Here is a 25,012-nt window from a genome sequence, read left to right on the forward strand (position 1 = left end):
TTGATGCAAAATAAGATGTTACCGTTCAGAATAGGTCAGGGTTATGACTGTCATGCACTGGTGCCAGGTCGTAAATTGATTATCGGTGGGGTGACTATCCCGCACATTACAGGTTTGCTTGGGCATTCAGATGCGGATGTGTTATTGCATGCGATTACCGATGCACTGTTCGGTTCAGTCGCCCTGGGTGATATAGGCAGACATTTCCCGGATACCGATACCCGTTTTGCCGGTGCCGATTCGCGCGTTTTATTGCGTGAAGCCGTCAAGCGTATTCATGCTGCAGGTTATGAAGTGGGGAATCTGGATGCCACCATCATTGCCCAGGCACCGAAGATGGCTCCGCATATTGCAGGCATGGCGGCAAATATTGCAGAGGATATGCAGGTCGGTGTCAATCAGGTCAATATCAAGGCAAAAACCAATGAACGTCTTGGTTATCTGGGTAGGGAAGAGGGCATAGCTGCCGAAGCCGTGGTACTGGTTTTTCCGCGAGTCAGCAACTAGACTGCAAGTAAGCTGCAAAAAGCTAAGCTGCAACGAAGTTAAGAATGTTCCATCAAGGAGATATGATATGAAACGAGAGCAATTGAAACATTTGCTGCGCCTGTTGCATCAAGAACTGGCAAGTACTGAAGCTGTTGATGATGAGTTGAAATCCTTGCTGGAGAAATTGAATGAGGATATTCAACACGTCCTGGCAACCACGCAAAATCAAGATGACCCTGTATTCGCGGCCTTGAGTGAGCGATCGCAGGCTCTCTCAGCGAAATTTGCTGCACAGCATCCCAAGCTGGAACCAGCTTTGCGTGAACTGGGTACCATGCTTGAAAAAATTGGTGTTTGACAAGCTTTCATCAATCCAGTCCCAATTTAAAACCGCCTTTGGCGGTTTTTTTATTATTTAAAGGGAAATAAGATTGCGCTGTAGCCGAACCAGATCCCTGGCGACTGTTGAAGAAAAAGTATCTCGTATCGAAGAGACAGAAGAACAAAGATAGCAAACGCCAAAAATAGAGGGTAGCTCTGCTACAATACACGGTTAGCCTATTGAAATGAGTGCTTGTAGGCTATATATGGCTAGGTATGTGGGCTTCTCATAGGTTACTCATTTCAATCTTGTCGCATTAATGCGCAATTACTCTATTTATTTGTCATGCAAATCATACAAAATACCGCTGTCACTTTGAATTACACCATGTTCAGTGCTGAGGGCGAGGTCATAGACCAGAATCAGCAGCCCATCGTTTATTTGCATGGTGGATATGATAATATTTTGCCAGCAGTGGAAGCCGCGCTGGAGGGTAAAGCCGTTGGCGATAAAGTCTCTGTGACTTTGGCACCTGAAGAAGGTTTTGGCGAATTTGATCCAGAATTCGTGCGCGAAGAAGATATCAGTGCTTTCCCTCCTGATATCGAAGTTGGCATGATGTTTGAAACACGTGAGCCAGAAACCGGCGAAACCATGCAATTCCGGGTTACTGCTATCGATGCAGGCGTGGTCACTGTCGATGGTAACCATCCCCTGGCTGGCATGACCATACGTTTCGATGCAGAAGTGCTGGATGTCCGTGAAGCGACCGATGAAGAAGTTGTGCACGGTCACGTGCATGGCGAACATGGTCATCACCATTAATATGCATGCACAGGAATAGCTGAATTCTGGCTTGTTCCTGCATAGGGGAATCCATACACATGGTTTCCCTTGTTCTTCGCTGCTGATCTGCAGTGTCAATTCAAGTCCAAGTGCAAGCCAAGGGTGTGTATGAAAGACTATTATTTTATTCTCGGTATTGCCACCAACGCGAGTCTGGCAGACGTCAAGAAGGCGTTTCGTCAAAAGGCTGCAGAGTTTCATCCAGACAGGAATGATTCTGAACTGGCGCCGGAAAAATTCCATGCGGTCAAAGAAGCTTACGATATCTTGTCGGACGAGGCGGCGCGTACTGCCTATGATGAAAATCGCAGGCGCAATTTGCTGGATTCTCCTATCGAGACAGCGACCGAAATCTGGAAAAATTATTTATCAGGAGTATTGCAGTGAAATTGTCACGTTTTTTTGAAGATATTATTCCGCTCTATAAGGCTGAATTGGAGGATTTAAAATCCGATTCCGAGGGCAAAAACGTGCTCAAGGCCAGGTTGCGTGAAAAGGCTGAACAACTGCCCATGTTACTGCCCATGATGGCCAGCAACCCTGAAATGCTGGCAGTCGCTTTCCATCAGGGCTTCATTTTCATGAATCCATTGACGATGGAATCATTGATCACCAAAGAGGCAGGTAAATTCCTTTCCTGGAAAACTTTGTCGGCAGCAGTCAAGCTGGAACCTTGGGCTGAACCACTGAGCCGCATCGTCCTGAAAGACCCTGACGGCGAAGCTTTCCTGGTGACAGCGGCAGCGCTGGAATATCTGAATCGCAGCAATACCACACGCAAGGCTGGTGCCAGCGATGCGGCAGGTGCTGACGAGGATGAAGATAAAGAAGCTAATGAGGAAAATGAAGAGTTGAAAGAACATGGCGATCTTGATGGCCAATATGGCAGACATGGTCGCGATGACGGTGATGATGGTGATGATTATGATCTGGGCGAAGCCGGTGCAGACTGGTTGGCTGAGCAAGGTTTTGACCGCAAAGAATAAGGAGTACAGATGAATTATCCTGCATTAATCGAAGCCCAAAGCCTGGTCAAGGCGGGTGACATCGCCGGTGCTGAACATGCGCTGGCCAATCTGGCCGAAACCGAAGGCGACAAAGCGCTGGTCGCTGCCCTGGATGAATTCCCCGCCAAGGATTTGCTGGCGATTATTCGTGAATACGATGCGTCCAAAGAGTCTTTGGTGAACCTGCTGGTCACTCCTGAACAATTTGCCCAGGCAGTGGTGCTGGAACGTCGCTATGGCGACCAGACTCATGAGCAATTGCGTGGCATGGTCAATTCCGTCATTTTCCGTGACGGTGCTGATCCGGCAGAATTTTTGTATGAAATCGCCGAAGTAGATGGTGGCTATGACGCTCTCGTTGATTACCTGCTCGACAGGGCGCAAATGGTAGAGCATTTCTACCGCTACGCGACTTTCGATTTGTATGAATATGGCGACGACAACAAAACCCAGGCACGTGATGATGATCTGCTGAACCTGACCCGCGACACCGAGAGCCTGGCATCGCCTTTGGACATGGCAAATCTGGAAGATCATGACTGGATGCAGGTGACTTACATCCTGCGCTATGAATTGCCAGAAATCTTCCGCGAAGTGCTGATGAAATTGCGTGCACGTTACAAGGCTTACCAAGCCAGCCTGGCGCAAGATGAGTTGCTGGAAGGCGGCGAGGGCGTTGCTGAAGAAGAGCAGGAAGAACGTCCTAAAAACAATGATGATGGTGATGACAAGGATGATGACGAAGAGTCAGCCCTGTAATTGTTGATGTTATTTTGATGTACGTGGCAGGCAGGATTTTTTCTGCCTGCTTTTCAATTCCATAGTCTGCTTCTATTCTGGTATTTATGCCTGAAAATACTTTTGAAATTGCCCTGCTTGATAATCGTCCTTACTTTGAGTCGGCGCTGCGTTATGGCGTGCAAAAGGCAATTATCTCCACCACCAAGATTGCTGCGATTGAGGCTGAAGCCCCAAAAGGCATGGTGCAGATAGCGGATGCTTTCGGCAGTAAATACCTGCGCCCTGAAATTGAAGCGGCACGTAAACGTATCGTCAATCTGGCTAGCTTGTATCTGATTGAGACGACTAAGGGTGATCTTGAACTGGCTGCCAAGATGATACGCGACAATACCTTTTTGACTTTGTCTCGCGGTGGCTCTGGCTTGCTGAAAACCTTATTCGCCATGCCGGAATATGCCTTGCTGGGTCATGAAGCCAAGGGCAAGGTAGAAGATTTTCTGGAAGCCTGGTCACTCAAGGAAAAGCCAATTGAGTACAGGAACACGCTCGAACACCGCCAAATGAATGCACTGGAAATCGAGGCTGGTTACTGGTTTGGTGAAGAGCTGGGCCTGTCTGCCAGTTATCTCAAAGAAGAGGATGTCGAAGCCGTATCAGTAGTCCGTACCGCCTTGTTGCTGCAAATGTTTGGCAAGCCCGAGGCGACGTTGCAAAACCAGGTGGAGTTTGCCAGCCTGATCGACGCTATCCGTGCATACACTGCAGCGAAGTTGAAGTCGGCTTTATCCGCAATTGATCTGGCTGATATCCCCGAGAAATTTCATGCCATCGTTGAGCGTGTGCTGGGCGAGATCAAATCCCATGATTTGCCGCGTCTGCAGGATAAATCGGCATCTCTCGACAGGCTGGTATTTGAGCTCAAGGACCGCTACTATTTGCGCGACCATGAAGTCGAAGATACTTCTGAATACGATGCCCTGGTGTCCAAGGAGTGGACCAAACTGACCAAGGGTAAAACCGATATTGATTCACTCATTACCCTGTTCGTTTGCATCACTGGTGAAATACCGCCTAAAACGACTTTGCCAGAAAAGACCGCAAAAAGCCTGGTGAAGAAATTCCGTGATCAGGGCTTTAATCCTGAGCTGGCAACAGACTGGATTAAAACAGCAGCACCTCACGAAAAGCAGGAAGGTTTGCTGGAAGACTGGAATAATTTCGTCGAAGAAGCAGGTAATTATTTAATGGATGATTGGGATACCAATTACACAGGAGCCATGCGTTTCCTGGATGCGAATTGTCATATTCAAAAAACAGTCAAGAAATAAATCCTGACGCCGAATTGAGTTATTGCTGCAATTTAATACGGCTTGCTTCTGTATCATTACGAGCCCTTTAAGACACCATGTCAGATCGATATCTTTCGATTTGAAATTAAATACTTCATTTCTGACCCGCCCTGGCAGTTGCAGTATTTTGCAGCTCCGGGTGCTCGACAAGCATTTGACCTTGCATGACAGTGATGCGGCGCAGTTTTTCTTCGCCCTTGGCAATTTCTGCTGCCGGAATGCCCATATCTCGCGCCCGGACTATCGCTTCGCGCAGGCGTGGTATTTCCTCATCCGCGGCTTTCACATAAGCCGCATACAGACGGCTATTTTGCCTGGTTTCATATTGCTGGTAAGCCTTGGCATCGGCAAGTTCGGCTGCCGTAGGTGTTTCCTGCATCGGCTCATCATGCTGGATGGGCGGCGTGCGCGGATCGCCATCGCGGGTGGCTACCAGGCTCTGGGCAGCAGAAAGTTCGGGCCCTGTAGGTAGTAGAGGAACAAATTTTCTCTCCTCTATCGATTCAGGAAATGGTGGCGGCCAGGAAGATGTCCGCATCTGCTCAGGTTTGCCGGTTGAGGTGGTGCTTGATGTGGAAACTGCTTCTGGGTGACTGGCTTGGCCATCTTCAGCTTGTGGCCAAAGTTGCCAGATCATCAGTGTTGCAGTTGCAAGGATGGTCATTGCAATGAGTATGCCTTTGTTCATAAATACATTGCCTCACAATTTCAATTAATTTGTCAGTACGGTTTTATTAACGTCAATTCTTGCGTTTTTACGTAATTGCGTTTGCAGAACAGATAGCTGACGGATCGCTTTTTCCTGCGCCAGTGCCCGGCTGGCTTGATAACGTACTTCTTCTGATCCTGGGTCCTGATAGCCTTCATTGCGTTGTTCCACGAGCACGATTTCCCAATGGGCTTTTTCGTCAGGTGCAACGGCGGCGCGAATGGGGGCGGACACTTTGCGGGGCTCCTGCATGTAAGCCAGTTGCTCCAGCCAGGACAATTGCCCGTTGTGAGCAATCATGCCCATGTCACCGCCTTGCCGGGCATCCGCTGCAGTGGAATATTGCTCTGCCAGACTGGCAAAATTGCTGCCCTGGCGCGCCAGTTCGGCAACCTGCCTTGCCTGTACTTCATTGTCGAGGCGGATATGGCGTGATCTGACAGAAACAATGCGTTTAAATTCTTCCTTGTGGTTACGGAAATAAGCTGAAACTTCTTTTGGTTTTACCTCAGCAGCGAGCTGGTTTAAAAGCCGGCTTTCTGAATCGGTATCAGCGCCTATGCCATGCAGACTCTTGATGGCTCTGACTGAATTTTGCTCTTCAACTGCCTGCCGCAAATCCTTGAGTGCCGCTTCGTCAAAACGCAGGCGCGCCCAGTCAAGCACATATAGGTTGGCCAGATAAAGTTGGGCTTGTTGACGTATGAAGTCACGATTGCGGTTAAAAAATTCTACTCGCCCTTGCACATTTTGACGGCGGAACACATCATAAAGGCTGATGTTGGTGGTGGCTGCAAAGTTGCAGCGCAGGACGGTCACTTGAGCGGCGGCAGCCTGTTGGGCTGTGCCGAGGGTGTAATCGAGTATCACTCTATTCCTGGTGCCGAAAACAGTGTTCAGTTCATCTTCTCCCAGCTTGCCCTGCTCCTGAATCATTGCATCTAGCTTGCCTCCCGGAAGCTTGCTGATGGAAGCTTCCAGATCCTTGCGATAAACGGTGCGCAAATAACCGCTTAACTGATTATCCAGCACCACATCAGGTTCAAAGGCTACCCGCCGTGACGCATGCAGTTCTTCATCAGAAAACTGGCTACGCGTTTTGTCAGTGAGCAGACGATTATTGATGATGTTATCAAGGATGTCAGTGCTTCTGGTTTTGGGTTTCTCCAATTGCGCCATCTGGGTAAGCACATCCAGTGTCAGTCTGTAAACCGGTGCGCCATTGAGATGTGCGGCCAGTTCGGGCGGCAGTGCTACTTGATTCAGTTTCGTCGCTGGGGCAATGTCTGCCGCCACGGCGGCAGACATTGTCAGGCACAGTACAGACAGGCAACAGCCTGTAATGCGTATACTCCATTGCAGGCTATGACCTGGTCTGTACATGTTAACCTCAGCTATTGAGACGGTTGGCAGCGCGGTTCAATACATGAACCATCATGGCAATGGCGTGCGGCACTACCAGGCGACCAACGCGGACGCGGTCATTCTGGTCGGTGGAGGAGAGTACGATGCCACCGTTTTGGTAAGAATATGTGCCACCCTGTGTCAGCAACTGACGTATGTCGGTCGCATTTGCAGCCAGGGGAGTAAAGTCAGCCATTGCTGCGGCAACCAGAGCTGGGTCATTCAGTTGTTGGCTATCGTAATAGCTGCTGACCCATTGCTCCCAGCCTGAATGATTGCGTGCTGATGTAGTCCAGGTGTGATGAGGTTGCAGCAAGTCGGTGGAATGCATGACAAACCCCAGACTTTGCAGGCTGGGGCTGCTCAAAAATTGCTGAAACCAATATTGCGCCAGGTTGTCTATGGGCTGGAATGGGATTTTTTCAAAATCAGCATACTGACTGGGTGTGGAGTAGCCGCCCAGACGGTAATGCGCTTCGGTGACGCCGTAAGTGTTGTACTTGCTATTGTCGCCAAACCAGCCCTTCATGCCGCCAGGGCCATCATCAAGATAATCGCCGACCAGCCAGGACGCTGCCAGATTATCCACATCGCCAGCGACAGTGAGTTTGGCATAGTTATAGCCACCAAATGGATTGCCATGCACATCAGGGCCAGCGGTATGGTTTTGGAAGTGCCAGTAAGAAGTATATTTGACGATACTTTGTGCTGCACCCCAGATGGGTGCCAACTGGCAATCGCCGGTCACGGCACCGCAAATGTAAGTATCCGCAAAATCATCAACATCATAGGCACCCTGGCCCATGGCTGTGGCGAACTGATCCACGGTAATACCTGCCCGAGCCAGGCCACTTGCCAGTGCTTTGTAGTTGGTTTTGTCGGGGTTATTTTTCATGAAGTTGACAGCATCAATAGCGATACGGCGATGGGTCTCTTGCAGGAAAGCATGTGCAGGGGTAAAGCAACAGAGCAGGGCGGTGACGGCAGCCAGTTTAAAAACGGATTTCATAGAACGTCCTTCAGGTTTAATTTGTGAAAAGGAGCGAAACTCAGACTGCTGAAATGATTGCTGTGACAAACTCCCGTCCCCTACAGAGCGAAACCGGAAGCAGCCGCTGGCATGTGCAGATATTGGATATTAAATAATTTCAGCGAATTGGCTTTTTAACATGGAGAAAAACTTCGGCATTACTGTTTTTTCTAGAAGTTGACCTCTAGTTTTCCGTAATCAATATGTCATTTTTTGTGCGTAGATATAAGAAAAAGTAATCTTTTTTGATTGCTGTGATGCAAACTTCGGGATGCGCACAATGGTGAGGAATCTCAGGCAGGATATGAGATTGAGGCTGACTTGTTAGTGCATTGCGGTGCAGCAGATATTCCTTGAAGGATGATATCGGGAGGAGGTGCTGGCAATGAAAATTTCAAAAATCACTGAGGGTGATGTTGTTAAAACGTAATGGTAGCATTTGCCGGGATTTGCCATCCTTTCATTTTAAAAGATGGCAAATCCCCGGTATGCACGTTACAAACTCAATTCCAAGACCTGACGACTGACATCCAGCGTCACGTCACGCTTTTCACCCAGGCTGACCATGCGATGGGTTTCCAGTGCTGACAGGATAGGTGCAATATCGTCGCTGCCGAGTTGATAATCACTGAGACGGGTCTTGACACCCATTTGCTCAAAGTAATCTTGCATGCGGCTGATGGCACTTTCAATGCGGCTGTCTTCATCCCCACCGTGCAAGCCCCAGACTCGTTCGGCAAATTGCAGCAGCTTTGCCCGTTTGCCTTCCTTGCGCACGCGCAGCATGCTAGGCAGGACGATGGCCAGGGTTTGGGCGTGGTCAATGTTGTGCAGAGCAGTCAGCTCATGGCCTATCATATGCGTGGCCCAGTCTTGCGGCACGCCGGTCGAGATCAGGCCATTCAGGGCCATGGTGGCACACCACATCAGGTTGGCGCGCACGTCGTAATCTTCTGGATTCGCCAGGGCTTTTGGACCTTCTTCTATCAGTGTCAGCAACAAGCCTTCAGCAAACCTGTCTTGTACTGGTGAATTTACCGGGTAGGTCAGGTACTGTTCCATTATGTGGACAAACGCATCAACCGCGCCATTGCCTATCTGGCGTACTGGCAGGGTAAAGGTCTTGGTGGGGTCCAGTACCGAGAATTGCGGGAAGCAATGGCGGCTGGAGAAAGCCATTTTCGCCTTGATGGATTTACGGGTGACGACGCCGCCATTATTCATTTCAGAGCCAGTGGCCGGCAAAGTCAGTACGCTGCCAAATGGCATGGCCTTGGTCACATTGCTGCCACGTTTTTCCATGATGACCCAGGGATCATCGCCCTCAAACAAGGCTGCAGCGGCGATGAATTTGGTGCCATCGATAACAGAGCCGCCGCCAACTGCAAGCAAAAAGTCTATCTTGTTTTGCTTGATAAGTTCGACAGCCTTCATCAGGGTTTCATAGCTGGGATTTGGTTCTATGCCAGTAAATTCTGTCACCTGGCGTGTGCCAAGTGCAGCGATGACTTCATCATAGACGCCATTTTGTTTGATGCTGCCACCACCATACAGCATCAACACATGAGCTTCAGCCGGGATGGCTTTATTCAGGTCGGCTATGCGTCCTTTGCCAAACAGGATTTGTGTGGGGTTATAAAAATCAAAATTCAGCATGTGCATTCCTCCAGAAAAAAGATATCTTAGCGCAAATAGAAAAAATCGACCGGTCGTGCACTTTTTAATTACTCAAGAATAAGAAAACTGTCGGTTTTTTATGAAAATCAGGTCCTTGTTGCTTGTTTAAATTGCTTTTCCACTCAGCCGCAGTTTTTGTTTGCAGTAATTCTGTGTCGAGGCTCAAATCTGTTGCGACGCATATCAGGGTGCCAGGATTGCAGTGATTGCTCAGTGCTTCCAGCATGGCGGCATTGCGATAAGGAGTTTCTATCAGTAATTGCGTTTGCTTCTCTTTTTTTGATCTCTCTTCGAGCTCTTTAATGCGCTTTGCACGCAGCGCAGCATCTGTCGGCAAATAGCCATGAAAAGCAAAGCTCTGGCCGTTCAGTCCACTGCCCATCAAAGCCAGCAGTAGCGAGGAGGGGCCAACCAGAGGGCGCACCTTGATATTGCGCTGATGAGCGAGCCTGACCAGGTTGGCACCAGGGTCAGCAACGGCGGGCACACCAGCCTCAGATATCAAGCCCACATCATGACCTTGTAGTAGGGGTTGCAACAGGCCTTCCAGTGCTTGCGCAGGGGTGTTGATATTCAACTCGCTGATCTGGATTTCCTGCATGGCTTTTTGAAGAGGGTGTGCCTGTGACAGGTATTTCAGATAAGCGCGCGTGGTTTTGGCATTTTCAGCGACAAAATGACTGAGTTCGGCCGTCATTTTTTGTACGGTGTCAGGGATGATGCCGGCAAGTAAATTAACTTGCTGATCTTCGTTCAGACCCAGGGTATTGGGGATTAGATAGAGCGTGCCTGTCATGGAGTTTTAATTTTTTATTTATTGCGATGGATGAAGTGATTAATTCAAAGATTGAAGAAGCTCAGGCCAGTATTGCGCAACATGCTGGTCAGGGCAATAAGCGGCAGGCCAGTCAGCGCTGTCGGGTCATCACTATTGATGCTTTCTATGATGGCGATACCAAGACCCTCATTCTTGGCGCTGCCTGCACAATCATAAGGTTGCTCTATGCGCAAATAGGCATCCAGTTCTGCATCGCTTAAGTCTCTGAACCTGACTATCGTGCACACGTCCTCAATTTGCAGAGGGGAGGGCGCGCTTTGACGATTATCCAGGACGCACAGGGCCGTATGGAATGCCACTTCACGTCCGCGCATGAGCTGTAATTGATTTAGCGCTGCTTCATGATTGCCTGGCTTTCCAATTTGCAGACCGTCCAGCGTCGCGACCTGGTCTGAGCCTATGATAATGGCTTCCGGCTGATTTTTTGCTATTGCCTCAGCCTTTTGTTGCGCGAGGCGCAGGGCGGTTTGTTCTGGACTTTCTCCTGGGCTTGGGCTTTCATCAAGTTCAGGTGCTATACTTTCGAAATTGAATTGCAATCTTGCCAGTAATTCACGGCGGTAAACTGAGCTTGATGCCAGTATCAGCCTGCTCTGCTGCTTGTTTGTTTGCATTGTGAAAATATTTTCTGTGATTTTCATAGCTGTGGCGTGAAAAAATCATGCCAATTCTTTGACTACTTAGGTGCAATCCTGTTATTATCGCAGGTTTTCTGGGTTCAAATAATCCTATGCAAGCATTTGTGATTGACGCTTTCACGTTCTCCCGGCTCGAAGAGCAGCGTTCGGGAAGCATTTTAGTCGCAGATTTACCTCGCCTGTCAGAAGAAAGTGCAAACACTGAGGGTGCGTTGAACTGGTCTCTGCAGGGTGGAAATGACAAGCTGGGCCATGCGCAGTTGAAATTGTCTGTGAATGGTTCAGTACAGTTGATGTGTCAGCGTTGTTTGACACCGTTTGCATTTGATATTGACTCTGAATCCAAATTGATACTCGCCAAAAACGAAGAAAATGCAGATGAAATTGATGCATTGCTCGAAGATGACGAGATCGATGTTGTAGTAGGTAGCAAAACATTCAATGTCATGGACTTGATAGAGGATGAGGCGCTACTGGCAATACCCCAATCGCCCAAACATGCAGTATGCCCGGATCTACCGTTGGCTTCAGCAGATACTACTGCAGCGATTGACGCGGAAGTCGGTAAAAAAGCTTCACCTTTTGCCGTGCTGAAGAAAATTAATGGGCGTACCTAGTGGCATTATTCTGAAAAAACACTCAGGTCGAAGTATTGTTAGGGATTCTTGGTTGCTGATGTTCGCATTCTTCAACCAGGCGTGTTAAATTTTAGAAACATTTTTTGAAGTATTAGGAGTTATCATGGCAGTTCAGCAAAATAAAAAATCCCCATCCAAGCGTGGCATGCACCGTTCCCACGATTTCCTGGTTGCACCGCAACTGGGTATCGAGCCAACAACTGGTGAAACACATCTGCGTCACCACATCAGCCCTAACGGCTTTTACCGTGGTCGTAAAGTATTGAAAACCAAGAACGACGAGTAATCTCTGTTCCTGGTAAAGAAGCGGCGTGACGAGTCTTTGACTTGGCGCCGCTTTTTTGCGTTAACCTTCTGAAATAACTTGTCTGCTGCATGTCTATTTCATTCTTGCAGAATCAAGCGAACCCTTAATTTACTTTTTTGATTGAATTGTTGTCGGTGAGTCTTTGAATTTTTGAGATAATCCTGCTTTTGAAAAATTAATTCGGGATGATGTCTGTTCCGGTTTGATACACTCGCTGTTTCAGATTGAAGTTTCGTACCACTACATGACAATTAAAATTTCCATAGACTGCATGGGCGGAGATCATGGCCCGGCAGTTACAGTGGCAGCAGCCGTTGCTTTTGCCAATCGCGAACCTGATGTCGAATTTCTCCTGGTGGGCTCTGAATCTATCATTCAGGCCGAGCTGAAGAAGCTCTATGCCAGCGGCCATACACGTTTAAAAATTATCAATGCCACAGAAGTGGTGGAGATGGATGACCCGATAGAAGTTGCCTTGCGTCGCAAGAAAGATTCTTCCATGCGCGTCGCCATCAACCAGGTTAAAGAAGGCACCGCTCAAGCCTGCGTTTCTGCAGGTAATACTGGCGCATTGATGGCGGTTTCCCGCTATGTGCTGAAAACCATGCAGGGCGTTGACCGTCCAGCAATTTGCAGTATCTTGCCAAATCAAAAAAATCTCCCCACTTACATGCTTGATCTGGGTGCGAATGTCGATTGCGAACCTTTGCATTTGCATCAGTTTGCCATCATGGGTTCTGCCCTGGTATCTGCGCTGGAAGGCAAAGATAAACCGAGTATAGGCTTGTTGAATGTGGGTGAAGAAGATATCAAGGGTAATGATGTCGTCAAAAAAACCGCCCAATTACTGCGTGCCGATCACGAGCGTGGCTTGTTGAATTTTTATGGCAATGTCGAAGGCAATGATATTTTTGAAGGTACGACCGATATCGTCGTCTGCGATGGTTTTGTCGGCAATGTCACCCTGAAAGCCGCTGAGGGCATGGGGCGTTTTGTAAAAATTACCCTGACGGCGGCCTTCAAGAGCAATCCTCTGAATATGCTGGGTGCCATATTTGCGCGTGGTGCCTTGAAATCCATCTCGCGCACCATGAATCCATCTAACTACAATGGCGGCAGTTTGCTAGGCTTGTGTGGCTTGGTATTTAAAAGCCATGGCAGCGCAGACAAGTATAGTTATGAGTGGGCAATACAGCGCGCATTCGATGCCGCGAAAAATGATGTATTGTCACGCATTGCAACTTCAATGGCAAAATTGATGCCTATGGCGGATGCTGAGGCAGTTGCCGGAATAGTTGCTCCAGATAATAATGAACTCTTGGTACAGAAAACCGCATGACTTTCTATAGCAAAATTATAGGGACTGGCAGTTATTTGCCTCCCAAAAAAGTAAGCAATCAGGAATTAACGGATCAACTGGCAGCGAAGGGCATAGAAACTTCGGACGAGTGGATATTTTCCCGTAGCGGGATTTCCTTCCGTCATTATGCTGAGCCTTCTGTTTCGACCAGTGATATGGCAGTGGAAGCTGCAAAGCGTGCACTGGATGCTGCTAAAATGCAGGTCAACGATATTGACCTGATCGTGCTGGCTACTTCAACCCCTGATTTTCTCGGCGGCTTTCCTAGTACTGCATGTGTAGTGCAAAACAAGCTGGGCATCACCAATGGTGCGGCAGCAGTTGATGTGCAGGCAGTGTGCAGTGGCTTTATGTATGCCATGTCCATTGCCGATAGCATGATCAAGGCTGGCAACCATAAAAACGTGCTGGTGATTGGTGCCGAGGTATTTTCCCGCATCCTGAATTTTGAAGACCGCACCACTTGCGTACTGTTTGGAGATGGCGCTGGTGCGATCGTCATGTCCCGCTCAGAAGAGCCGGGTGTTCTTGCGACCAAATTGCATGCGGATGGCAGCTACGCCAATATTTTATGCGTGCCTGGCAATGTTCAGAGTGGCGTAGTTGAGGGTAGTGCATTTTTGTATATGGATGGCCAGGCCGTTTTCAAACTGGCAGTCAATTTGCTGGAAAAGGTCGCCAACGAAGCACTCGAAATCGCTGGCCTGACGACAGATCAGATCGACTGGCTGATACCGCACCAGGCAAATATACGCATCATGCAAAGCACCGCAAAAAAAATGCGCATGCCTATGGACAGGGTAGTCGTCACAGTTGATCAGCATGGCAATACATCTGCGGCTTCGATACCGCTGGCACTGGATCTGGCCGTGCGTGATGGCCGTGTCAAGCCTGGTCATACAGTGATGCTGGAAGGTGTGGGTGGTGGTTTCACCTGGGGTGCGGCCATCGTCAAGATGTAAGCAGCTCAGCAAAAGGAACTAAACAATCAATAATAAACATTTGAGATAAGAAATGACGCAATTTGCATTTGTATTCCCAGGGCAGGGTTCGCAAGCGATAGGCATGTTGAATGGCTTTGCTGATAATCCTGTCGTGCAACAGACCATTGCTGAAGCATCTGATGCGCTGCAACTGGATTTGAGCAAAATGATTAATGAAGGTCCAAAAGAAGCGCTGGATCTGACTACAAATACCCAGCCTGTGATGCTGACGGCAGCCGTAGCTTGCTACCGTGCCTGGATCGCCGCAGGTGGTGCAGCACCCAAGTTGGTGGCTGGCCATAGTTTGGGTGAGTATTCCGCCCTGGTAGCCGCTGGCGTTATTGCGTTTAAAGATGCTGTGCCTATGGTGCGCTTTCGTGCGCAAGCCATGCAAGATGCCGTGCCTGTAGGGCAGGGTGGCATGGCTGCCATTCTGGGCTTGTCGGACGAGGATGTGCTGGCAGCCTGTGCTGAGGCAATGGCCGCAGTACAGGGTGAAGTAGTTGAGGCAGTAAATTTCAATGCACCAGCACAAGTGGTCATTGCTGGCAGTAAAACTGCGGTGGATCGTGCCTGCGAGATTGCCAAAGCAAAAGGTGCGAAGCGTGCCTTGCCTTTGTCAGTGTCTGCACCTTTTCATTCATCCTTACTCAAGCCTGCCTCAGACAAGTTGCGTGACTATCTGGCCGGCATCCCATTTGCTGAGCCAGCAATTCCATTGATTAATAATGTAGATGTTGCCATTCTGAGCGATGTTGTGGCTATCAAGGATGCGCTGGTCAGGCAGGCCGCCAGCCCGGTACGCTGGGTAGAAACCATTAACAAGATGCATGCCGATGGCATCACGCATGTGATTGAGTGCGGTCCGGGCAAGGTTTTAACCGGCCTGACCAAGCGTATTCAGTCAGAATTGACCGGCGACACTGTATTTGATCAGGCAAGTTTGGAAAAAGTATTGGAACTCTTGAAATGACTCAACAATTAGAAAATCAAGTGGCACTGGTTACTGGTGCATCCCGAGGCATAGGCAAGGCAATCGCTATTGGCCTGGCCAAGGCAGGCGCTAAAGTCATCGGTACTGCGACGACGGAATCTGGTGCGGCGGCAATTACTGCTTATCTGGAAGAATTGGCGCCGGGCTCAGGCAAGGGCGTGGCTTTCAATGTCAATGACATAGAGCGTACTGCTGGCCTCGTCGATGAAATCCAGAAAGAATTTGGCAGCTTGTCCATTTTGGTCAATAACGCCGGTATTACTCAGGATCAGTTGGCCATGCGCATGAAAGAAGAGGAATGGGATAGCGTTATCACGACCAATCTGACTTCAGTCGCACGATTATCGCGCGCTGTATTGCGTGGCATGATGAAGGCCAAGCATGGTCGTATCATCAATATTACTTCTGTGGTGGGCTCTTCTGGCAATCCTGGGCAAATGAACTATGCTGCTGCCAAAGCCGGTGTGGCAGGCATGAGCCGTGCATTGGCAAGAGAAATAGGCAGCCGCAATATTACGGTTAACTGTATTGCTCCTGGTTTTATCGATACTGACATGACCAGGGCCCTGAATGAAGACCAAAAAGCGGCCATTTTGCAGCAAATTCCACTCGCCAAACTTGGTCGTCCGGAAGATATTGCCGCAGCAACAGTGTTTTTGGCATCGCCAGATGCTGGGTATATCACAGGGACGACACTGCATGTGAATGGCGGGATGTACTTGGCCTAATCATTTTGTTGATTTTTATAGGCAACTTCGACGAAAATAGCAGGAGTTGTTGCCGGGGATCAGAGGCTTGCTTTTTTTGCTCACAAACCTGCTAAAATGCGCGCACCTTTCTGTAGGCCCTTATTTTTTGATTTTTTCACTGGAGACACACATGTCCGATATCGAACAACGCGTTAAGAAAATCGTCGCTGAACAACTGGGCGTCGCTGAAGCTGACATCAAAATCGAATCTTCTTTCGTAGATGATTTGGGTGCAGACTCTTTGGACACAGTTGAACTGGTCATGGCACTCGAAGACGAATTCGAAATGGAAATCCCTGACGAACAAGCTGAGAAAATCACTACTGTTCAACAAGCGATTGACTACGCTAAAGCCCATCTGAAGGCTTAATTAGTCGCATTTTTTCAAATCCAGGAGAAGCGCTTGAGTCGTTCGCTTAAACGTCGAGTCGTTGTAACCGGGCTCGGTTGTATTTCGCCAGTCGGCAATACTGTTGCAGATGCCTGGAGTGCCATCACTTCAGGTAAATCCGGCATCGCAACGATTACCAAATTTGATGCAACTCCTTTCACTACGCATTTTGCAGGTGAGGTGAAGGGCTTCAATGTCGAGGATTATATTCCGGCAAAAGAAGCGCGCAATATGGACACCTTTATTCACTACGGCATTGCCGCAGGGATGCAGGCGTTTCAAGACTCTGGTCTTGTCGTCACCGAAGAAAATGCAGAGCGTATTGGTGTCATCGTAGGTTCAGGTATTGGCGGTTTGCCGTTGATAGAAGAGACCAAGGAAACCTTGATTGCGCGTGGACCACGTCGTATCAGCCCTTTCTTTGTTCCGGCCTCGATCATTAATATGATTTCTGGCAATCTGTCGATCAAGTATGGTTTGAAGGGCCCTAATCTGTCCATCGTCACGGCTTGCACGACAGGTCTGCATTGCATAGGTTCTGCGTCCCGCATGATTGAATACGGCGATGCTGATGTGATGATTGCCGGTGGTGCCGAATCAACGATTTCTCCTCTGGGCTTGGGTGGTTTTGCTTCGGCAAGGGCCCTCTCTACCAGAAATGACGATCCTGCTACAGCTTCTCGTCCATGGGACAAAGACCGTGACGGTTTTGTTCTGGGTGAGGGTGCAGGTGTCATGGTCCTGGAGGAGTATGAACATGCCAAAGCGCGTGGTGCCAAGATCTATGCCGAAGTCATAGGCTTTGGCATGAGTGGTGATGCTTATCACATCACTACACCGACCATGGATGGCCCGCGCCGCAGCATGATCAATGCCATGAAAGATGCTGAGATCAACCCTGAGCAAATCAGTTACCTGAATGCGCATGGTACATCCACATCCATTGGTGATCAGAACGAAACGGATGCAATCAAGGCGACCTTTGCTGACCATGCGTACAAAATGACCATCAATTCGACCAAGTCGATGACGGGGCATTTGCTGGGCGGTGCTGGTGGTCTCGAATCCTTGTTCACGGTTCTCGCTCTGCACAACCAGATTTCACCACCGACCATGAATATCATTAGTCAGGATCCGGCTTGTGATCTCGATTATTGTGCAAATGTTGCACGTGATATGCGCATAGATTATGCGATGAAAAATTCGTTCGGTTTTGGTGGAACGAATGGCACGCTGATATTTGCAAAAGTCTGATTTTAAATAATTAGTCCTGGCACTTCATTTCTGATGGAATGAAGTGCCATTTTTTTTGCCATGACGATAGCACTACATATCAATACCCGTGCTTCACGAGCGCTGCTGCTGGCATGTTTTTGCATGCTGGCACTGGTGCATTTGAGTATCTGGCTTTTATTAAGCTACAAGGCGCTACCTTTAATTTTTATTTGCATGATTGTTGGCAGTTCATTTTGCAGCAGTTGCTGCCTTGTTTTCAGATATTGGCGGCGCATGCAACAAAGCCGGCAATTGAGTATTTCTGCAACGGGGGAAATGATTTTGCATTTGCTGCCCAAGCAAAAAATGGCAAAAAATGTGAAAACAGATACGCAGTTGATGGAAACAGGAGCGCTAACGGGATTGAGTGTGCGTTTAAGTCACAAAACCCGTATTTGGCCATACTTTTTATCAATTTTCTTGCTTGATGAAGCTGGCAAGGAACATAAGTTGCTTATACTGCCAGATTCATTGAGCCCTGCTGCATTCCAGGCATTAAGAGTGAGCTTGATATGGATTAGTCAACATCAGGCGAGTTGACGTGAATTTTACTTCTGCTGAGGAACTTTTAGGAATCATGCGGACTCTGACAGTATATAAATCGCGTATGTTGACGGTAATAACATGCATTTGGGGCGGGCTTTTCTCTTCCCATGCAAATCTAGGAATGAATGAGTGACGACAGAACGCGAAATTGATCAGCTATTGGTTGAGCGCGTCCAGCGTGGTGACAAAAAAGCATTCGAGCTTCTGGTTTCCAAATATCAAAGGAAATTAATGCGGCTCGTGTCCCGGCTCGTCTATGACCACGCAGAAGCGGAAGATGTAGTACAGGAAGCATTTATCAAGGCTTACAGAGCTTTACCGAATTTTCGTGGTGAATCGGCTTTTTATACCTGGTTATACCGTATCGGGGTAAATACTGCGAAAAATCATCTGGTTACGCAAGGGCGCAGAGCCCCCACATCGACAGAATCTGATGTGGATGAAGCGGAGTCCTTTGTTGATGCAGATGGTCTAAGAGATATTAATACGCCGGAATCCTTACTGGCGAGCAAGCAGATAGCTGAGACCGTGAATTCGGCCATGTCCACCTTGCCGGAAGAATTGCGTAATGCAATCACCCTCCGCGAGATAGAGGGCTTGAGCTACGATGAAATTGCAGAAGTCATGCTATGTCCGATAGGGACAGTCAGAAGCAGAATATTCAGGGCGCGAGAAGCGATAGCAGAGAAATTGCGACCCTTGTTGGGTACGACACTGGAACAACGCTGGTAAAGCATGGGTCAAAGTCTGTATCCAAATGAAAAGCAGTGCAAACGAATTTAAAAATAGTGGTAAAAGGTGAAAATGATGAACAAAAGCACAAATCAACATGAGAGCATTTCAGCCATGGCAGATGGCGAATTGAGTGATGCTCAGCTGGATTCCCTGCTTGCGAGTTTAAATGAAGCAGAAAGCAAGGATGCATGGGAAATTTATCACCAGATCGGCGATGTGTTGCGTTCAGAAGAATTGGCGGTCACTTTCAGTGCTGATTTCTCTCAGCGGTTTTCTGCAAAATTGAATGCTGAACCTGTCATTCTGGCACCAAGCGCCATGCAAAAAACAGACTTTCAGGACAAGCAAAGAAAACACAAGTTCCTGGGCGCTTATGCAGCCGTGGCCAGTATGGCGGCCGCTGCCGTGTTTGCTTTTATCATGATCCCGCAATTGCAGTCCTTACAGACGAACCCAGACGCTGCGAGTCAGATCAGCAGCAGAGCGGTAACCCCGGGTAGTGTCCAGCTAGCCAATCATAGCGGCAACCAGAGCACCAATACCCTGGCAGCAAATGAGCAGACCAGGCAGCCTGCCCAGCTCGCACAGGGTAGCGATAAAAAAGTCGCAGAACTGGATATGTTGCGCGACCCCAGAATTGACAGCTATCTGATGGCGCATCAGCGTTTTTCCCCTGCCATCAATAACGGAGCGCAATACGTTACGCACGCTAACGCTGTTTCTTCTGCTGCGGAAAAATAAATATGATGTGCGTATGGCGTTTTAATATCGCATTGGCTGGGGCGGCGTGCCTGCTCGGTTTATTGGCACCAGCAATGGCACAAGACACGATAGAGGATAAGCGTGAAGTGCATAGTGTATTGCGTAAAATGCAATCCTCAGCACAGAAAATGAATTACTCCGGTACTTTTGTTTATCAGCAGGCCAATCAAATCAGAACTTCCAGAATCACTCATGTTCTTGATGGGAATAATGAACTCGAAAAACTGGAAATTCTTGATGGTCAACCTCGTGAATATTTGCGAAAAAACGAAGAAGTAACCTGCTATCTGCCTGAAAGCAAAACCCTGCAGATAGAGAAAAATGCGACACAAGAAGTATTCCCCGCCTTGCTGACCTCGAATGCGCAATCTCTCCCAGAATCTTACGCAATAAAAAAAGCTGATCTCAGCCGCGTGGCAGGTATTGATTGCCAGACATATTTGCTGGACCCCCGTGATGGCTTTCGCTATGGTTATCGACTCTGCGTAGAAAAAAATTCTGGCTTGCTGCTGCGTGCGCAAACGGTTAATACCAAAAATGAAGTCATAGAGCAAATCGCGTTTACTCAGTTGACCATTGGCGACATCGACAAGCAGAGGGTAAGACCTACTTTTCAAAATACTGCACATTGGCAGGTTGAAAATCTGACGGTGCAATCCAATATTCATTCAGGATGGGTTGTGAAATCCTTGCCAGCCGGTTTCAAGAAAACCCGCGAAATGAAGCGACTGATCCCCGCTGCCGGAAATGCAAAAAACAGCGATGGAACAGCGATCAAGTCGCATCAGGTAGTACAAATGATTTTTTCTGATGGCCTGGCAGCGATTTCCGTTTTTATTGAACCGGATAGCGAAAACCGTACTGAAGGCAGTTTGCAACAGGGTGCCATGACCATTATGGGCAAGCGCCATGCAGAATACTGGCTCACAGTCGTGGGTGAAGTACCAGTTAGTGCAATCCGGCAAGTAATGAACTCAATTGAATTTAAACCTAAATAAGCGAATGACACCATGAAAGCGAATAAACTTTTTCCCATTGAAAAAATTGCTTCCACCCTGGTCTTGAGTGCCTGTGTGGGTTTTATAGCGCCGACTACAATCAATGCCAATCCAGTGGCAGAGGCAGCATCTACGGTTGGCTTGCCTGATTTTACTGAATTGGTCGAGAAATCTGGTCCGGCTGTTGTGAATATCAGGACCACAGAAAAAGTCCAGTTAAACCAGAATGGCACAAGCGCCGAAGATGAGCAGATGCAGGAATTTTTCCGCCGCTTCTTTGGCACCCCTATGCCTACGCCAAAACAACAACCTACACCAAAGGGCCGCAAACAGACGCCTCAGCAGCAAGAGGAAGAAGTGCCACGCGGTGTAGGTTCCGGCTTTATCATCTCTCAGGATGGTTATGTATTGACCAATGCGCATGTGGTTGATGGTGCCTCTGAAGTCTATGTCAAGTTGACAGACAAGCGCGAATTTAAGGCTAAAGTAGTCGGTGCAGACCGCCGTACTGATGTGGCCGTCTTGAAAATTGATGGCAGCAAATTACCACGCGTTACCATAGGTGACTCAGATAAGATCAAGGCTGGTGAATGGGTGATCGCCATCGGTTCACCTTTTGATCTCGACAATACCGTGACTGCAGGTATTATTTCTGCCAAGGCGCGCGACACTGGAGATTACCTGCCACTGATACAAACTGATGTGGCCGTCAACCCAGGTAACTCCGGCGGCCCCCTTATTAATATGCGTGGTGAAGTCATTGGTGTGAATTCGCAAATCTATAGCCGTTCCGGCGGCTATATGGGTATTTCATTTGCAATTCCTATAGACGAGGCCATGCGTGTTGTTGAGCAGCTTAAATCTGCCGGCAAAGTAGTGCGTGGTTATCTCGGTGTAGAGCGTATTGATGTGACCAAAGACATTGCAGATGCATTGGGCCTGGCAAAAGCGCAAGGCGCACAGATACAACGTGTCATGCCTGGCTCTCCCGCTGAAAAGGCGGGGATCGAACCAGGAGACGTGATTCAAAAAGTAAACGGCATCGTCATTGATAAGGCCGTTGATTTGAATCGCATAGTCGGTGACATCAAACCAGGTGGCAAGGCAACAGTGACGGTATGGCGCAGAGGAGGCCTGAAAGATATAGTCGTGACTGTCGCCGAAGCGGATGCAGAAAAAGCGCCAGTAAAAACTGGAAAACAAAAGGCCGAGCCTGCTTCCAATGTTTTTGGATTGACAATCACTGACCTGACTGAAGCGCAGAAACGAGATGCTCATGTCAGCGGCGGCGTGATACTGGAAAGTGCTGAAGGTGGTGCTGCACGTGCCGGCTTGCAAGCGGGCGACATCATCACGCGTATCGGCAATACCGATATCAAAGATGTCAAGGAATTCGCGGCCGTCATGGCGAAAGTTGATCAAAAGAAACCTCTTTTGTTATTGGTCAAACGGGGTGATGTCTCCAAATTCGTGGCAGTACGTCCAACCAATCAATAAACTTTTCAAGTAAAGTGAAGGCCACCTGCATTGCGGGTGGCCTTTTTTCTTTTGTAGGTCTGATATTGGCGACTTATAATGCAGGCATAGAGAATGCAATACCGCATGATGTTAGCAATCTCAACCACTTTAGGCAGGAATGATGATTCAATTTACCCTTTATTCACGCAGTTATTGTCATCTTTGCGATGATATGCTCGAGCAACTGCAAGCCTATAGCCCTGAATACGGCTTTACCGTCAAGGTAGTCGATGTTGATCAGGATGATGAAGTGCTGGCATTGTACGATGAACTGGTGCCAGTCCTGGTAGGCCAGAAAGAAGGCCAGAGACAGCAAAGAATTTGCCACTATTATCTCGACCCCGCAGCACTGAAAGCCTTTTTCCATGCATGACCTGACACCTGGTTTATCTCTGTTTGATTATGAAAATGAAGTGATTTGCGGTGTGGATGAAGCGGGCAGGGGGCCATTGGCCGGCCCTGTCATGGCCGCAGCTGTGATCCTCGACCCAAATCGCCCGATTGCAGGCTTGCGGGATTCAAAGAAACTCAGCGAAACAAAGCGTGAATTGCTGGCGGTAGAGATCAAGGAGCACGCGTTGGCCTGGTGCATTGCCGAATGCTCTGAACAGGAAATTGATGAGCTCAATATCCTGCAGGCCACCATGCTGGCAATGCGCCGTGCAGTTGAAGGACTGTCTGTCACACCGACACTGGCACTGATTGATGGTAATCGTTGTCCGGTCATGCCAGTTCCATCAGAAGCCATCGTCAAGGGTGATGATAAGGTAGCGGCAATATCGGCTGCATCCATACTCGCAAAAACTGCCCGTGACCATGTCTTGATGCAGTTGCATGAAACCTACCCGCAATACGCGCTTGATCAGCACAAGGGCTACCCTACAGCCTTGCATCTGGAACGTTTGCGCGAGCATGGCGTATCACCGATACACAGAAAATCTTATGCGCCTGTGAAAGCTTTACTCAAATAAATGAAATCGATTACTTCCCGCGACAATCCTCTCTACAAGGAATTCAAACAACTTGCCACCAGTTCGCAGGCGCGGCGCAAGGCTGGCCGCACCCTGCTTGATGGCGTGCATCTGTGCGAAGCCTACTTCCAGCATCTTGGCGCACCAGAATATTGCATCGTTGCAGAAAGCAGCCTGTATCATGCCGAGGTGAAAGCAGTGTTGGCACAAAGCGAACAACATAGAACACAGTGTATTTGCTTACCAGATGCCTTGTACAAGGCCCTGAGCCAGGTTGAGCATGGGGTGGGGGTGATGTTTATCATTGCTACGCCTGCACCTGAATTTCCAGCTGCTTTGGCTTCATCTTCTGTGATGCTGGATAATTTGCAAGACCCCGGCAACCTTGGTTCCATCCTGCGCAGCGCAGCGGCGGCGGGTATACAAAATGTATTTTGCAGCCCCGGTACCGCATTTGCCTGGTCGCCCAAAGTCATGCGTGCAGGCATGGGGGCACATTTTTTGCTGAATATTTTTGAAAATGTCGATTTGCCAGCACTATTGAGTAACACCACTATCCCAGTGCTGGCCACCAGTTCTCACACCAGGCAAACCATTTATCAAAGCAATTTGAATCAGGAAGTGGTTTGGCTGTTTGGCCATGAAGGGCAGGGTGTCTCACCAGAATTGATGTCCATGGCCACCAGCACCGTGACCATACCCCAGAAAGAGGCGATAGAGTCGCTGAATGTGGCTGCCAGTGCCGCCATCTGCTTTTTTGAGCAGGTACGGCAGCAGTTGGCTACAAAAACTCAGTAAATCCGTACGTCAGATTTGATTTCCTGCAAAATCGTGGTCGAAATCTCTTCTATCGATTTTGCAGTGGATGACAGCCAGCGTATGCCTTCACGCTTCATCATCAGTTCTGCCTCGTTGACTTCATAGCGGCAGTTTTCCAATGAGGCATATTTGCTGCCTGGGCGACGTTCATTACGTATTTCTGACAGGCGTTCAGGTGCAATACTCAAGCCAAAAATCTTGCCTTTAAATTCAGGCAACGCCGAAGGTAGCTTACCGCGTTCAAAATCATCAGGAATCAAAGGATAATTTGCTGCCTTGATGCCATATTGCATAGCCAGATACAAAGTAGTTGGCGTTTTGCCTGAGCGCGAAACACCGACCAGTATCACATCTGCCGTCGACAAATTCTTGTTGGACTGACCATCATCATGTGCCAGAGAGAAATTGATGGCTTCTATCCTGTTTTTATATTCTTCAGAGTCCGTAATATTGTGGCTGCGCCCTATGGTGTGGGTGGATTTGACACCCAATTCCTGCTCCAGCGGTGACACAAAGGTTTGTATCAAATCCATGTGCAAGCCCTTGGATTTAAAAACAACGCCAGCGAGGTCAGCTTTGACTAGTGTGGAGAAGACGATGGGGCGATTGCCTTCAGCCGTATAGGCATCATTGATCTTGCGCACGGCTTCGTGGGCTTTTTCCAGCGTGTCGATAAAAGGCAGGCGAATTTGCTTGAATTTCAGGTCAAATTGCGTCAATACCGAGTGACCAAAGGTTTCTGCGGTGATGCCAGTACCATCAGAGACGAAAAAGACGGTACGGTTAGCTGCTGGCCGTGCTTGCTGGGGAGTATCTGACATGATAGTTTTATATGAATAATGACAATAGACTGGACGGAATATATTTGTACTCTTAGAAACAAAAAAGACTGCAAATTCTTATTCCGTTTAGATAA

30 protein-coding genes are annotated in these 25,012 nt (G+C 48.5%); 23 read left to right on the forward strand and 7 right to left on the reverse strand.

The window, feature by feature from the left end; all coding sequences use genetic code 11:
• The first annotated feature begins 3 nt into the window (after positions 1–3).
• The 7 genes from ispF (at position 4) to ACO0LN_RS15160 (ending at position 4,733) form a co-directional block, all read left to right on the forward strand.
• Positions 4–507, forward strand: coding sequence for a 2-C-methyl-D-erythritol 2,4-cyclodiphosphate synthase (gene ispF, locus ACO0LN_RS15130; protein ID WP_422975127.1), 504 nt, complete (start codon positions 4–6; stop codon positions 505–507).
• A gap of 67 nt (positions 508–574) precedes the next feature.
• Complete coding sequence (locus ACO0LN_RS15135; protein ID WP_422975129.1) at positions 575–847, forward strand: DUF4404 family protein; 273 nt, start codon at positions 575–577, stop codon at positions 845–847.
• A gap of 309 nt (positions 848–1,156) precedes the next feature.
• Positions 1,157–1,636, forward strand: a complete 480-nt coding sequence (locus ACO0LN_RS15140; protein WP_422975131.1) for an FKBP-type peptidyl-prolyl cis-trans isomerase — start codon at positions 1,157–1,159, stop codon at positions 1,634–1,636.
• Positions 1,637–1,765: 129 nt separating this feature from the next.
• Entirely contained in the window at positions 1,766–2,044 is a 279-nt protein-coding gene (locus tag ACO0LN_RS15145; protein ID WP_110253570.1) for a DnaJ domain-containing protein, read from the forward strand.
• Complete coding sequence (locus ACO0LN_RS15150; protein WP_422975134.1) at positions 2,041–2,643, forward strand: hypothetical protein; 603 nt, start codon at positions 2,041–2,043, stop codon at positions 2,641–2,643. The genes ACO0LN_RS15145 and ACO0LN_RS15150 overlap by 4 nt, the downstream gene beginning before the upstream one ends.
• A 9-nt stretch (positions 2,644–2,652) precedes the next feature.
• The gene (locus tag ACO0LN_RS15155; protein ID WP_422975136.1) at positions 2,653–3,423 is read left to right on the forward strand and encodes a hypothetical protein; all 771 of its coding nucleotides are present in this window, start codon (positions 2,653–2,655) and stop codon (positions 3,421–3,423) included.
• An 86-nt stretch (positions 3,424–3,509) separates the two neighbouring features.
• A complete protein-coding gene (locus ACO0LN_RS15160; protein WP_422975138.1) occupies positions 3,510–4,733 on the forward strand; it encodes a hypothetical protein in 1,224 nt (407 codons plus the stop codon).
• Positions 4,734–4,848: 115 nt separating this feature from the next.
• Here ACO0LN_RS15160 and ACO0LN_RS15165 read toward each other — a convergent pair whose 3' ends face one another.
• The 6 genes from ACO0LN_RS15165 to ACO0LN_RS15190 form a co-directional block, all read right to left on the reverse strand.
• A complete protein-coding gene (locus ACO0LN_RS15165) occupies positions 4,849–5,442 on the reverse strand; it encodes a hypothetical protein (RefSeq protein WP_422975140.1) in 594 nt (197 codons plus the stop codon).
• Between the two features lie 24 nt (positions 5,443–5,466).
• Positions 5,467–6,846 carry a peptidylprolyl isomerase gene (locus ACO0LN_RS15170; RefSeq protein WP_422975142.1) on the reverse strand — a complete coding sequence of 460 codons (1,380 nt, stop codon included), beginning with the start codon at positions 6,844–6,846 and terminating at the stop codon, positions 5,467–5,469.
• Between the two features lie 7 nt (positions 6,847–6,853).
• On the reverse strand, positions 6,854–7,876 hold the full coding sequence (locus ACO0LN_RS15175; protein ID WP_162041307.1) for a phospholipase: 1,023 nt from the start codon (positions 7,874–7,876) through the stop codon (positions 6,854–6,856).
• A 516-nt stretch (positions 7,877–8,392) separates the two neighbouring features.
• Positions 8,393–9,553 carry an iron-containing alcohol dehydrogenase gene (locus tag ACO0LN_RS15180; RefSeq protein ID WP_422975144.1) on the reverse strand — a complete coding sequence of 387 codons (1,161 nt, stop codon included), beginning with the start codon at positions 9,551–9,553 and terminating at the stop codon, positions 8,393–8,395.
• Between the two features lie 64 nt (positions 9,554–9,617).
• The gene (locus tag ACO0LN_RS15185) at positions 9,618–10,370 is read right to left on the reverse strand and encodes an SAM-dependent methyltransferase (RefSeq protein WP_422975146.1); all 753 of its coding nucleotides are present in this window, start codon (positions 10,368–10,370) and stop codon (positions 9,618–9,620) included.
• Positions 10,371–10,414: 44 nt separating this feature from the next.
• Entirely contained in the window at positions 10,415–11,026 is a 612-nt protein-coding gene (locus tag ACO0LN_RS15190; protein WP_422975148.1) for a Maf-like protein, read from the reverse strand.
• 116 nt (positions 11,027–11,142) lie between these two features.
• Here ACO0LN_RS15190 and ACO0LN_RS15195 point away from each other — a divergent pair, with 116 nt between their 5' ends.
• From ACO0LN_RS15195 to ACO0LN_RS15270, 16 genes are all read left to right on the forward strand, one after another.
• Entirely contained in the window at positions 11,143–11,667 is a 525-nt protein-coding gene (locus tag ACO0LN_RS15195; protein WP_422975150.1) for a YceD family protein, read from the forward strand.
• Between the two features lie 124 nt (positions 11,668–11,791).
• Entirely contained in the window at positions 11,792–11,974 is a 183-nt protein-coding gene (gene rpmF, locus ACO0LN_RS15200) for a 50S ribosomal protein L32 (RefSeq protein WP_008449924.1), read from the forward strand.
• Between the two features lie 265 nt (positions 11,975–12,239).
• On the forward strand, positions 12,240–13,334 hold the full coding sequence (gene plsX, locus ACO0LN_RS15205; protein WP_422975152.1) for a phosphate acyltransferase PlsX: 1,095 nt from the start codon (positions 12,240–12,242) through the stop codon (positions 13,332–13,334).
• The gene (locus tag ACO0LN_RS15210; RefSeq protein WP_422975154.1) at positions 13,331–14,317 is read left to right on the forward strand and encodes a beta-ketoacyl-ACP synthase III; all 987 of its coding nucleotides are present in this window, start codon (positions 13,331–13,333) and stop codon (positions 14,315–14,317) included. The genes plsX and ACO0LN_RS15210 overlap by 4 nt, the downstream gene beginning before the upstream one ends.
• A 52-nt stretch (positions 14,318–14,369) precedes the next feature.
• The gene (gene fabD / locus ACO0LN_RS15215; RefSeq protein ID WP_422975156.1) at positions 14,370–15,311 is read left to right on the forward strand and encodes an ACP S-malonyltransferase; all 942 of its coding nucleotides are present in this window, start codon (positions 14,370–14,372) and stop codon (positions 15,309–15,311) included.
• On the forward strand, positions 15,308–16,060 hold the full coding sequence (fabG, locus tag ACO0LN_RS15220; protein WP_422975158.1) for a 3-oxoacyl-ACP reductase FabG: 753 nt from the start codon (positions 15,308–15,310) through the stop codon (positions 16,058–16,060). The genes fabD and fabG overlap by 4 nt, the downstream gene beginning before the upstream one ends.
• 151 nt (positions 16,061–16,211) lie before the next feature.
• Entirely contained in the window at positions 16,212–16,451 is a 240-nt protein-coding gene (acpP, locus tag ACO0LN_RS15225) for an acyl carrier protein (protein ID WP_110253556.1), read from the forward strand.
• A gap of 33 nt (positions 16,452–16,484) precedes the next feature.
• Positions 16,485–17,726 carry a beta-ketoacyl-ACP synthase II gene (fabF, locus tag ACO0LN_RS15230; RefSeq protein WP_422975160.1) on the forward strand — a complete coding sequence of 414 codons (1,242 nt, stop codon included), beginning with the start codon at positions 16,485–16,487 and terminating at the stop codon, positions 17,724–17,726.
• Positions 17,727–17,786: 60 nt separating this feature from the next.
• The gene (locus ACO0LN_RS15235; RefSeq protein WP_422975162.1) at positions 17,787–18,287 is read left to right on the forward strand and encodes a protein YgfX; all 501 of its coding nucleotides are present in this window, start codon (positions 17,787–17,789) and stop codon (positions 18,285–18,287) included.
• Positions 18,288–18,422: 135 nt separating this feature from the next.
• A complete protein-coding gene (gene rpoE / locus ACO0LN_RS15240) occupies positions 18,423–19,025 on the forward strand; it encodes an RNA polymerase sigma factor RpoE (RefSeq protein WP_162041316.1) in 603 nt (200 codons plus the stop codon).
• Positions 19,026–19,100: 75 nt separating this feature from the next.
• Positions 19,101–19,769, forward strand: coding sequence for a sigma-E factor negative regulatory protein (locus ACO0LN_RS15245; RefSeq protein ID WP_422975164.1), 669 nt, complete (start codon positions 19,101–19,103; stop codon positions 19,767–19,769).
• A 2-nt stretch (positions 19,770–19,771) separates the two neighbouring features.
• Positions 19,772–20,788 carry a MucB/RseB C-terminal domain-containing protein gene (locus ACO0LN_RS15250; RefSeq protein WP_422975166.1) on the forward strand — a complete coding sequence of 339 codons (1,017 nt, stop codon included), beginning with the start codon at positions 19,772–19,774 and terminating at the stop codon, positions 20,786–20,788.
• Positions 20,789–20,800: 12 nt separating this feature from the next.
• On the forward strand, positions 20,801–22,285 hold the full coding sequence (locus tag ACO0LN_RS15255) for a DegQ family serine endoprotease (RefSeq protein WP_422975168.1): 1,485 nt from the start codon (positions 20,801–20,803) through the stop codon (positions 22,283–22,285).
• 142 nt (positions 22,286–22,427) lie between these two features.
• On the forward strand, positions 22,428–22,679 hold the full coding sequence (locus ACO0LN_RS15260) for a glutaredoxin family protein (protein WP_422975170.1): 252 nt from the start codon (positions 22,428–22,430) through the stop codon (positions 22,677–22,679).
• Entirely contained in the window at positions 22,672–23,277 is a 606-nt protein-coding gene (gene rnhB / locus ACO0LN_RS15265; RefSeq protein WP_422975172.1) for a ribonuclease HII, read from the forward strand. The genes ACO0LN_RS15260 and rnhB overlap by 8 nt, the downstream gene beginning before the upstream one ends.
• A complete protein-coding gene (locus ACO0LN_RS15270) occupies positions 23,278–24,075 on the forward strand; it encodes a TrmH family RNA methyltransferase (protein WP_422975174.1) in 798 nt (265 codons plus the stop codon). It begins immediately after the preceding gene.
• Here the strand turns inward: ACO0LN_RS15270 and ppsR are convergent.
• A complete protein-coding gene (gene ppsR / locus ACO0LN_RS15275; RefSeq protein WP_422949846.1) occupies positions 24,069–24,917 on the reverse strand; it encodes a posphoenolpyruvate synthetase regulatory kinase/phosphorylase PpsR in 849 nt (282 codons plus the stop codon). The genes ACO0LN_RS15270 and ppsR overlap by 7 nt on opposite strands.
• Positions 24,918–25,012 lie beyond the last annotated feature (95 nt).

Source organism: Undibacterium sp. TC9W, assembly GCF_049339865.1.
Lineage (GTDB): Bacteria > Pseudomonadota > Gammaproteobacteria > Burkholderiales > Burkholderiaceae_D > Undibacterium.

What these genes read in the sequence shown, in the direction of transcription:
- acpP (WP_110253556.1), top strand. Translation starts at nt 16,212, where the DNA reads ATGTCCGATATCGAACAACGCGTTAAGAAAATCGTCGCTGAACAACTG.
- ACO0LN_RS15140 (WP_422975131.1), top strand. Translation starts at nt 1,157, where the DNA reads ATGCAAATCATACAAAATACCGCTGTCACTTTGAATTACACCATGTTC.
- rpmF (WP_008449924.1), top strand. Translation starts at nt 11,792, where the DNA reads ATGGCAGTTCAGCAAAATAAAAAATCCCCATCCAAGCGTGGCATGCAC.
- ACO0LN_RS15250 (WP_422975166.1), top strand. Translation starts at nt 19,772, where the DNA reads ATGATGTGCGTATGGCGTTTTAATATCGCATTGGCTGGGGCGGCGTGC.
- fabD (WP_422975156.1), top strand. Translation starts at nt 14,370, where the DNA reads ATGACGCAATTTGCATTTGTATTCCCAGGGCAGGGTTCGCAAGCGATA.
- ppsR (WP_422949846.1), bottom strand. Translation starts at nt 24,917, where the DNA reads ATGTCAGATACTCCCCAGCAAGCACGGCCAGCAGCTAACCGTACCGTC.
- ACO0LN_RS15195 (WP_422975150.1), top strand. Translation starts at nt 11,143, where the DNA reads ATGCAAGCATTTGTGATTGACGCTTTCACGTTCTCCCGGCTCGAAGAG.
- ACO0LN_RS15180 (WP_422975144.1), bottom strand. Translation starts at nt 9,553, where the DNA reads ATGCTGAATTTTGATTTTTATAACCCCACACAAATCCTGTTTGGCAAA.
- ACO0LN_RS15255 (WP_422975168.1), top strand. Translation starts at nt 20,801, where the DNA reads ATGAAAGCGAATAAACTTTTTCCCATTGAAAAAATTGCTTCCACCCTG.
- ACO0LN_RS15270 (WP_422975174.1), top strand. Translation starts at nt 23,278, where the DNA reads ATGAAATCGATTACTTCCCGCGACAATCCTCTCTACAAGGAATTCAAA.
- ACO0LN_RS15170 (WP_422975142.1), bottom strand. Translation starts at nt 6,846, where the DNA reads ATGTACAGACCAGGTCATAGCCTGCAATGGAGTATACGCATTACAGGC.
- ACO0LN_RS15165 (WP_422975140.1), bottom strand. Translation starts at nt 5,442, where the DNA reads ATGAACAAAGGCATACTCATTGCAATGACCATCCTTGCAACTGCAACA.
- ACO0LN_RS15185 (WP_422975146.1), bottom strand. Translation starts at nt 10,370, where the DNA reads ATGACAGGCACGCTCTATCTAATCCCCAATACCCTGGGTCTGAACGAA.
- ACO0LN_RS15210 (WP_422975154.1), top strand. Translation starts at nt 13,331, where the DNA reads ATGACTTTCTATAGCAAAATTATAGGGACTGGCAGTTATTTGCCTCCC.
- ACO0LN_RS15235 (WP_422975162.1), top strand. Translation starts at nt 17,787, where the DNA reads ATGACGATAGCACTACATATCAATACCCGTGCTTCACGAGCGCTGCTG.
- ispF (WP_422975127.1), top strand. Translation starts at nt 4, where the DNA reads ATGCAAAATAAGATGTTACCGTTCAGAATAGGTCAGGGTTATGACTGT.
- ACO0LN_RS15245 (WP_422975164.1), top strand. Translation starts at nt 19,101, where the DNA reads ATGAACAAAAGCACAAATCAACATGAGAGCATTTCAGCCATGGCAGAT.
- ACO0LN_RS15135 (WP_422975129.1), top strand. Translation starts at nt 575, where the DNA reads ATGAAACGAGAGCAATTGAAACATTTGCTGCGCCTGTTGCATCAAGAA.
- ACO0LN_RS15155 (WP_422975136.1), top strand. Translation starts at nt 2,653, where the DNA reads ATGAATTATCCTGCATTAATCGAAGCCCAAAGCCTGGTCAAGGCGGGT.
- ACO0LN_RS15175 (WP_162041307.1), bottom strand. Translation starts at nt 7,876, where the DNA reads ATGAAATCCGTTTTTAAACTGGCTGCCGTCACCGCCCTGCTCTGTTGC.
- fabG (WP_422975158.1), top strand. Translation starts at nt 15,308, where the DNA reads ATGACTCAACAATTAGAAAATCAAGTGGCACTGGTTACTGGTGCATCC.
- ACO0LN_RS15190 (WP_422975148.1), bottom strand. Translation starts at nt 11,026, where the DNA reads ATGCAAACAAACAAGCAGCAGAGCAGGCTGATACTGGCATCAAGCTCA.
- ACO0LN_RS15145 (WP_110253570.1), top strand. Translation starts at nt 1,766, where the DNA reads ATGAAAGACTATTATTTTATTCTCGGTATTGCCACCAACGCGAGTCTG.
- ACO0LN_RS15160 (WP_422975138.1), top strand. Translation starts at nt 3,510, where the DNA reads ATGCCTGAAAATACTTTTGAAATTGCCCTGCTTGATAATCGTCCTTAC.
- rnhB (WP_422975172.1), top strand. Translation starts at nt 22,672, where the DNA reads ATGCATGACCTGACACCTGGTTTATCTCTGTTTGATTATGAAAATGAA.
- ACO0LN_RS15260 (WP_422975170.1), top strand. Translation starts at nt 22,428, where the DNA reads ATGATTCAATTTACCCTTTATTCACGCAGTTATTGTCATCTTTGCGAT.
- plsX (WP_422975152.1), top strand. Translation starts at nt 12,240, where the DNA reads ATGACAATTAAAATTTCCATAGACTGCATGGGCGGAGATCATGGCCCG.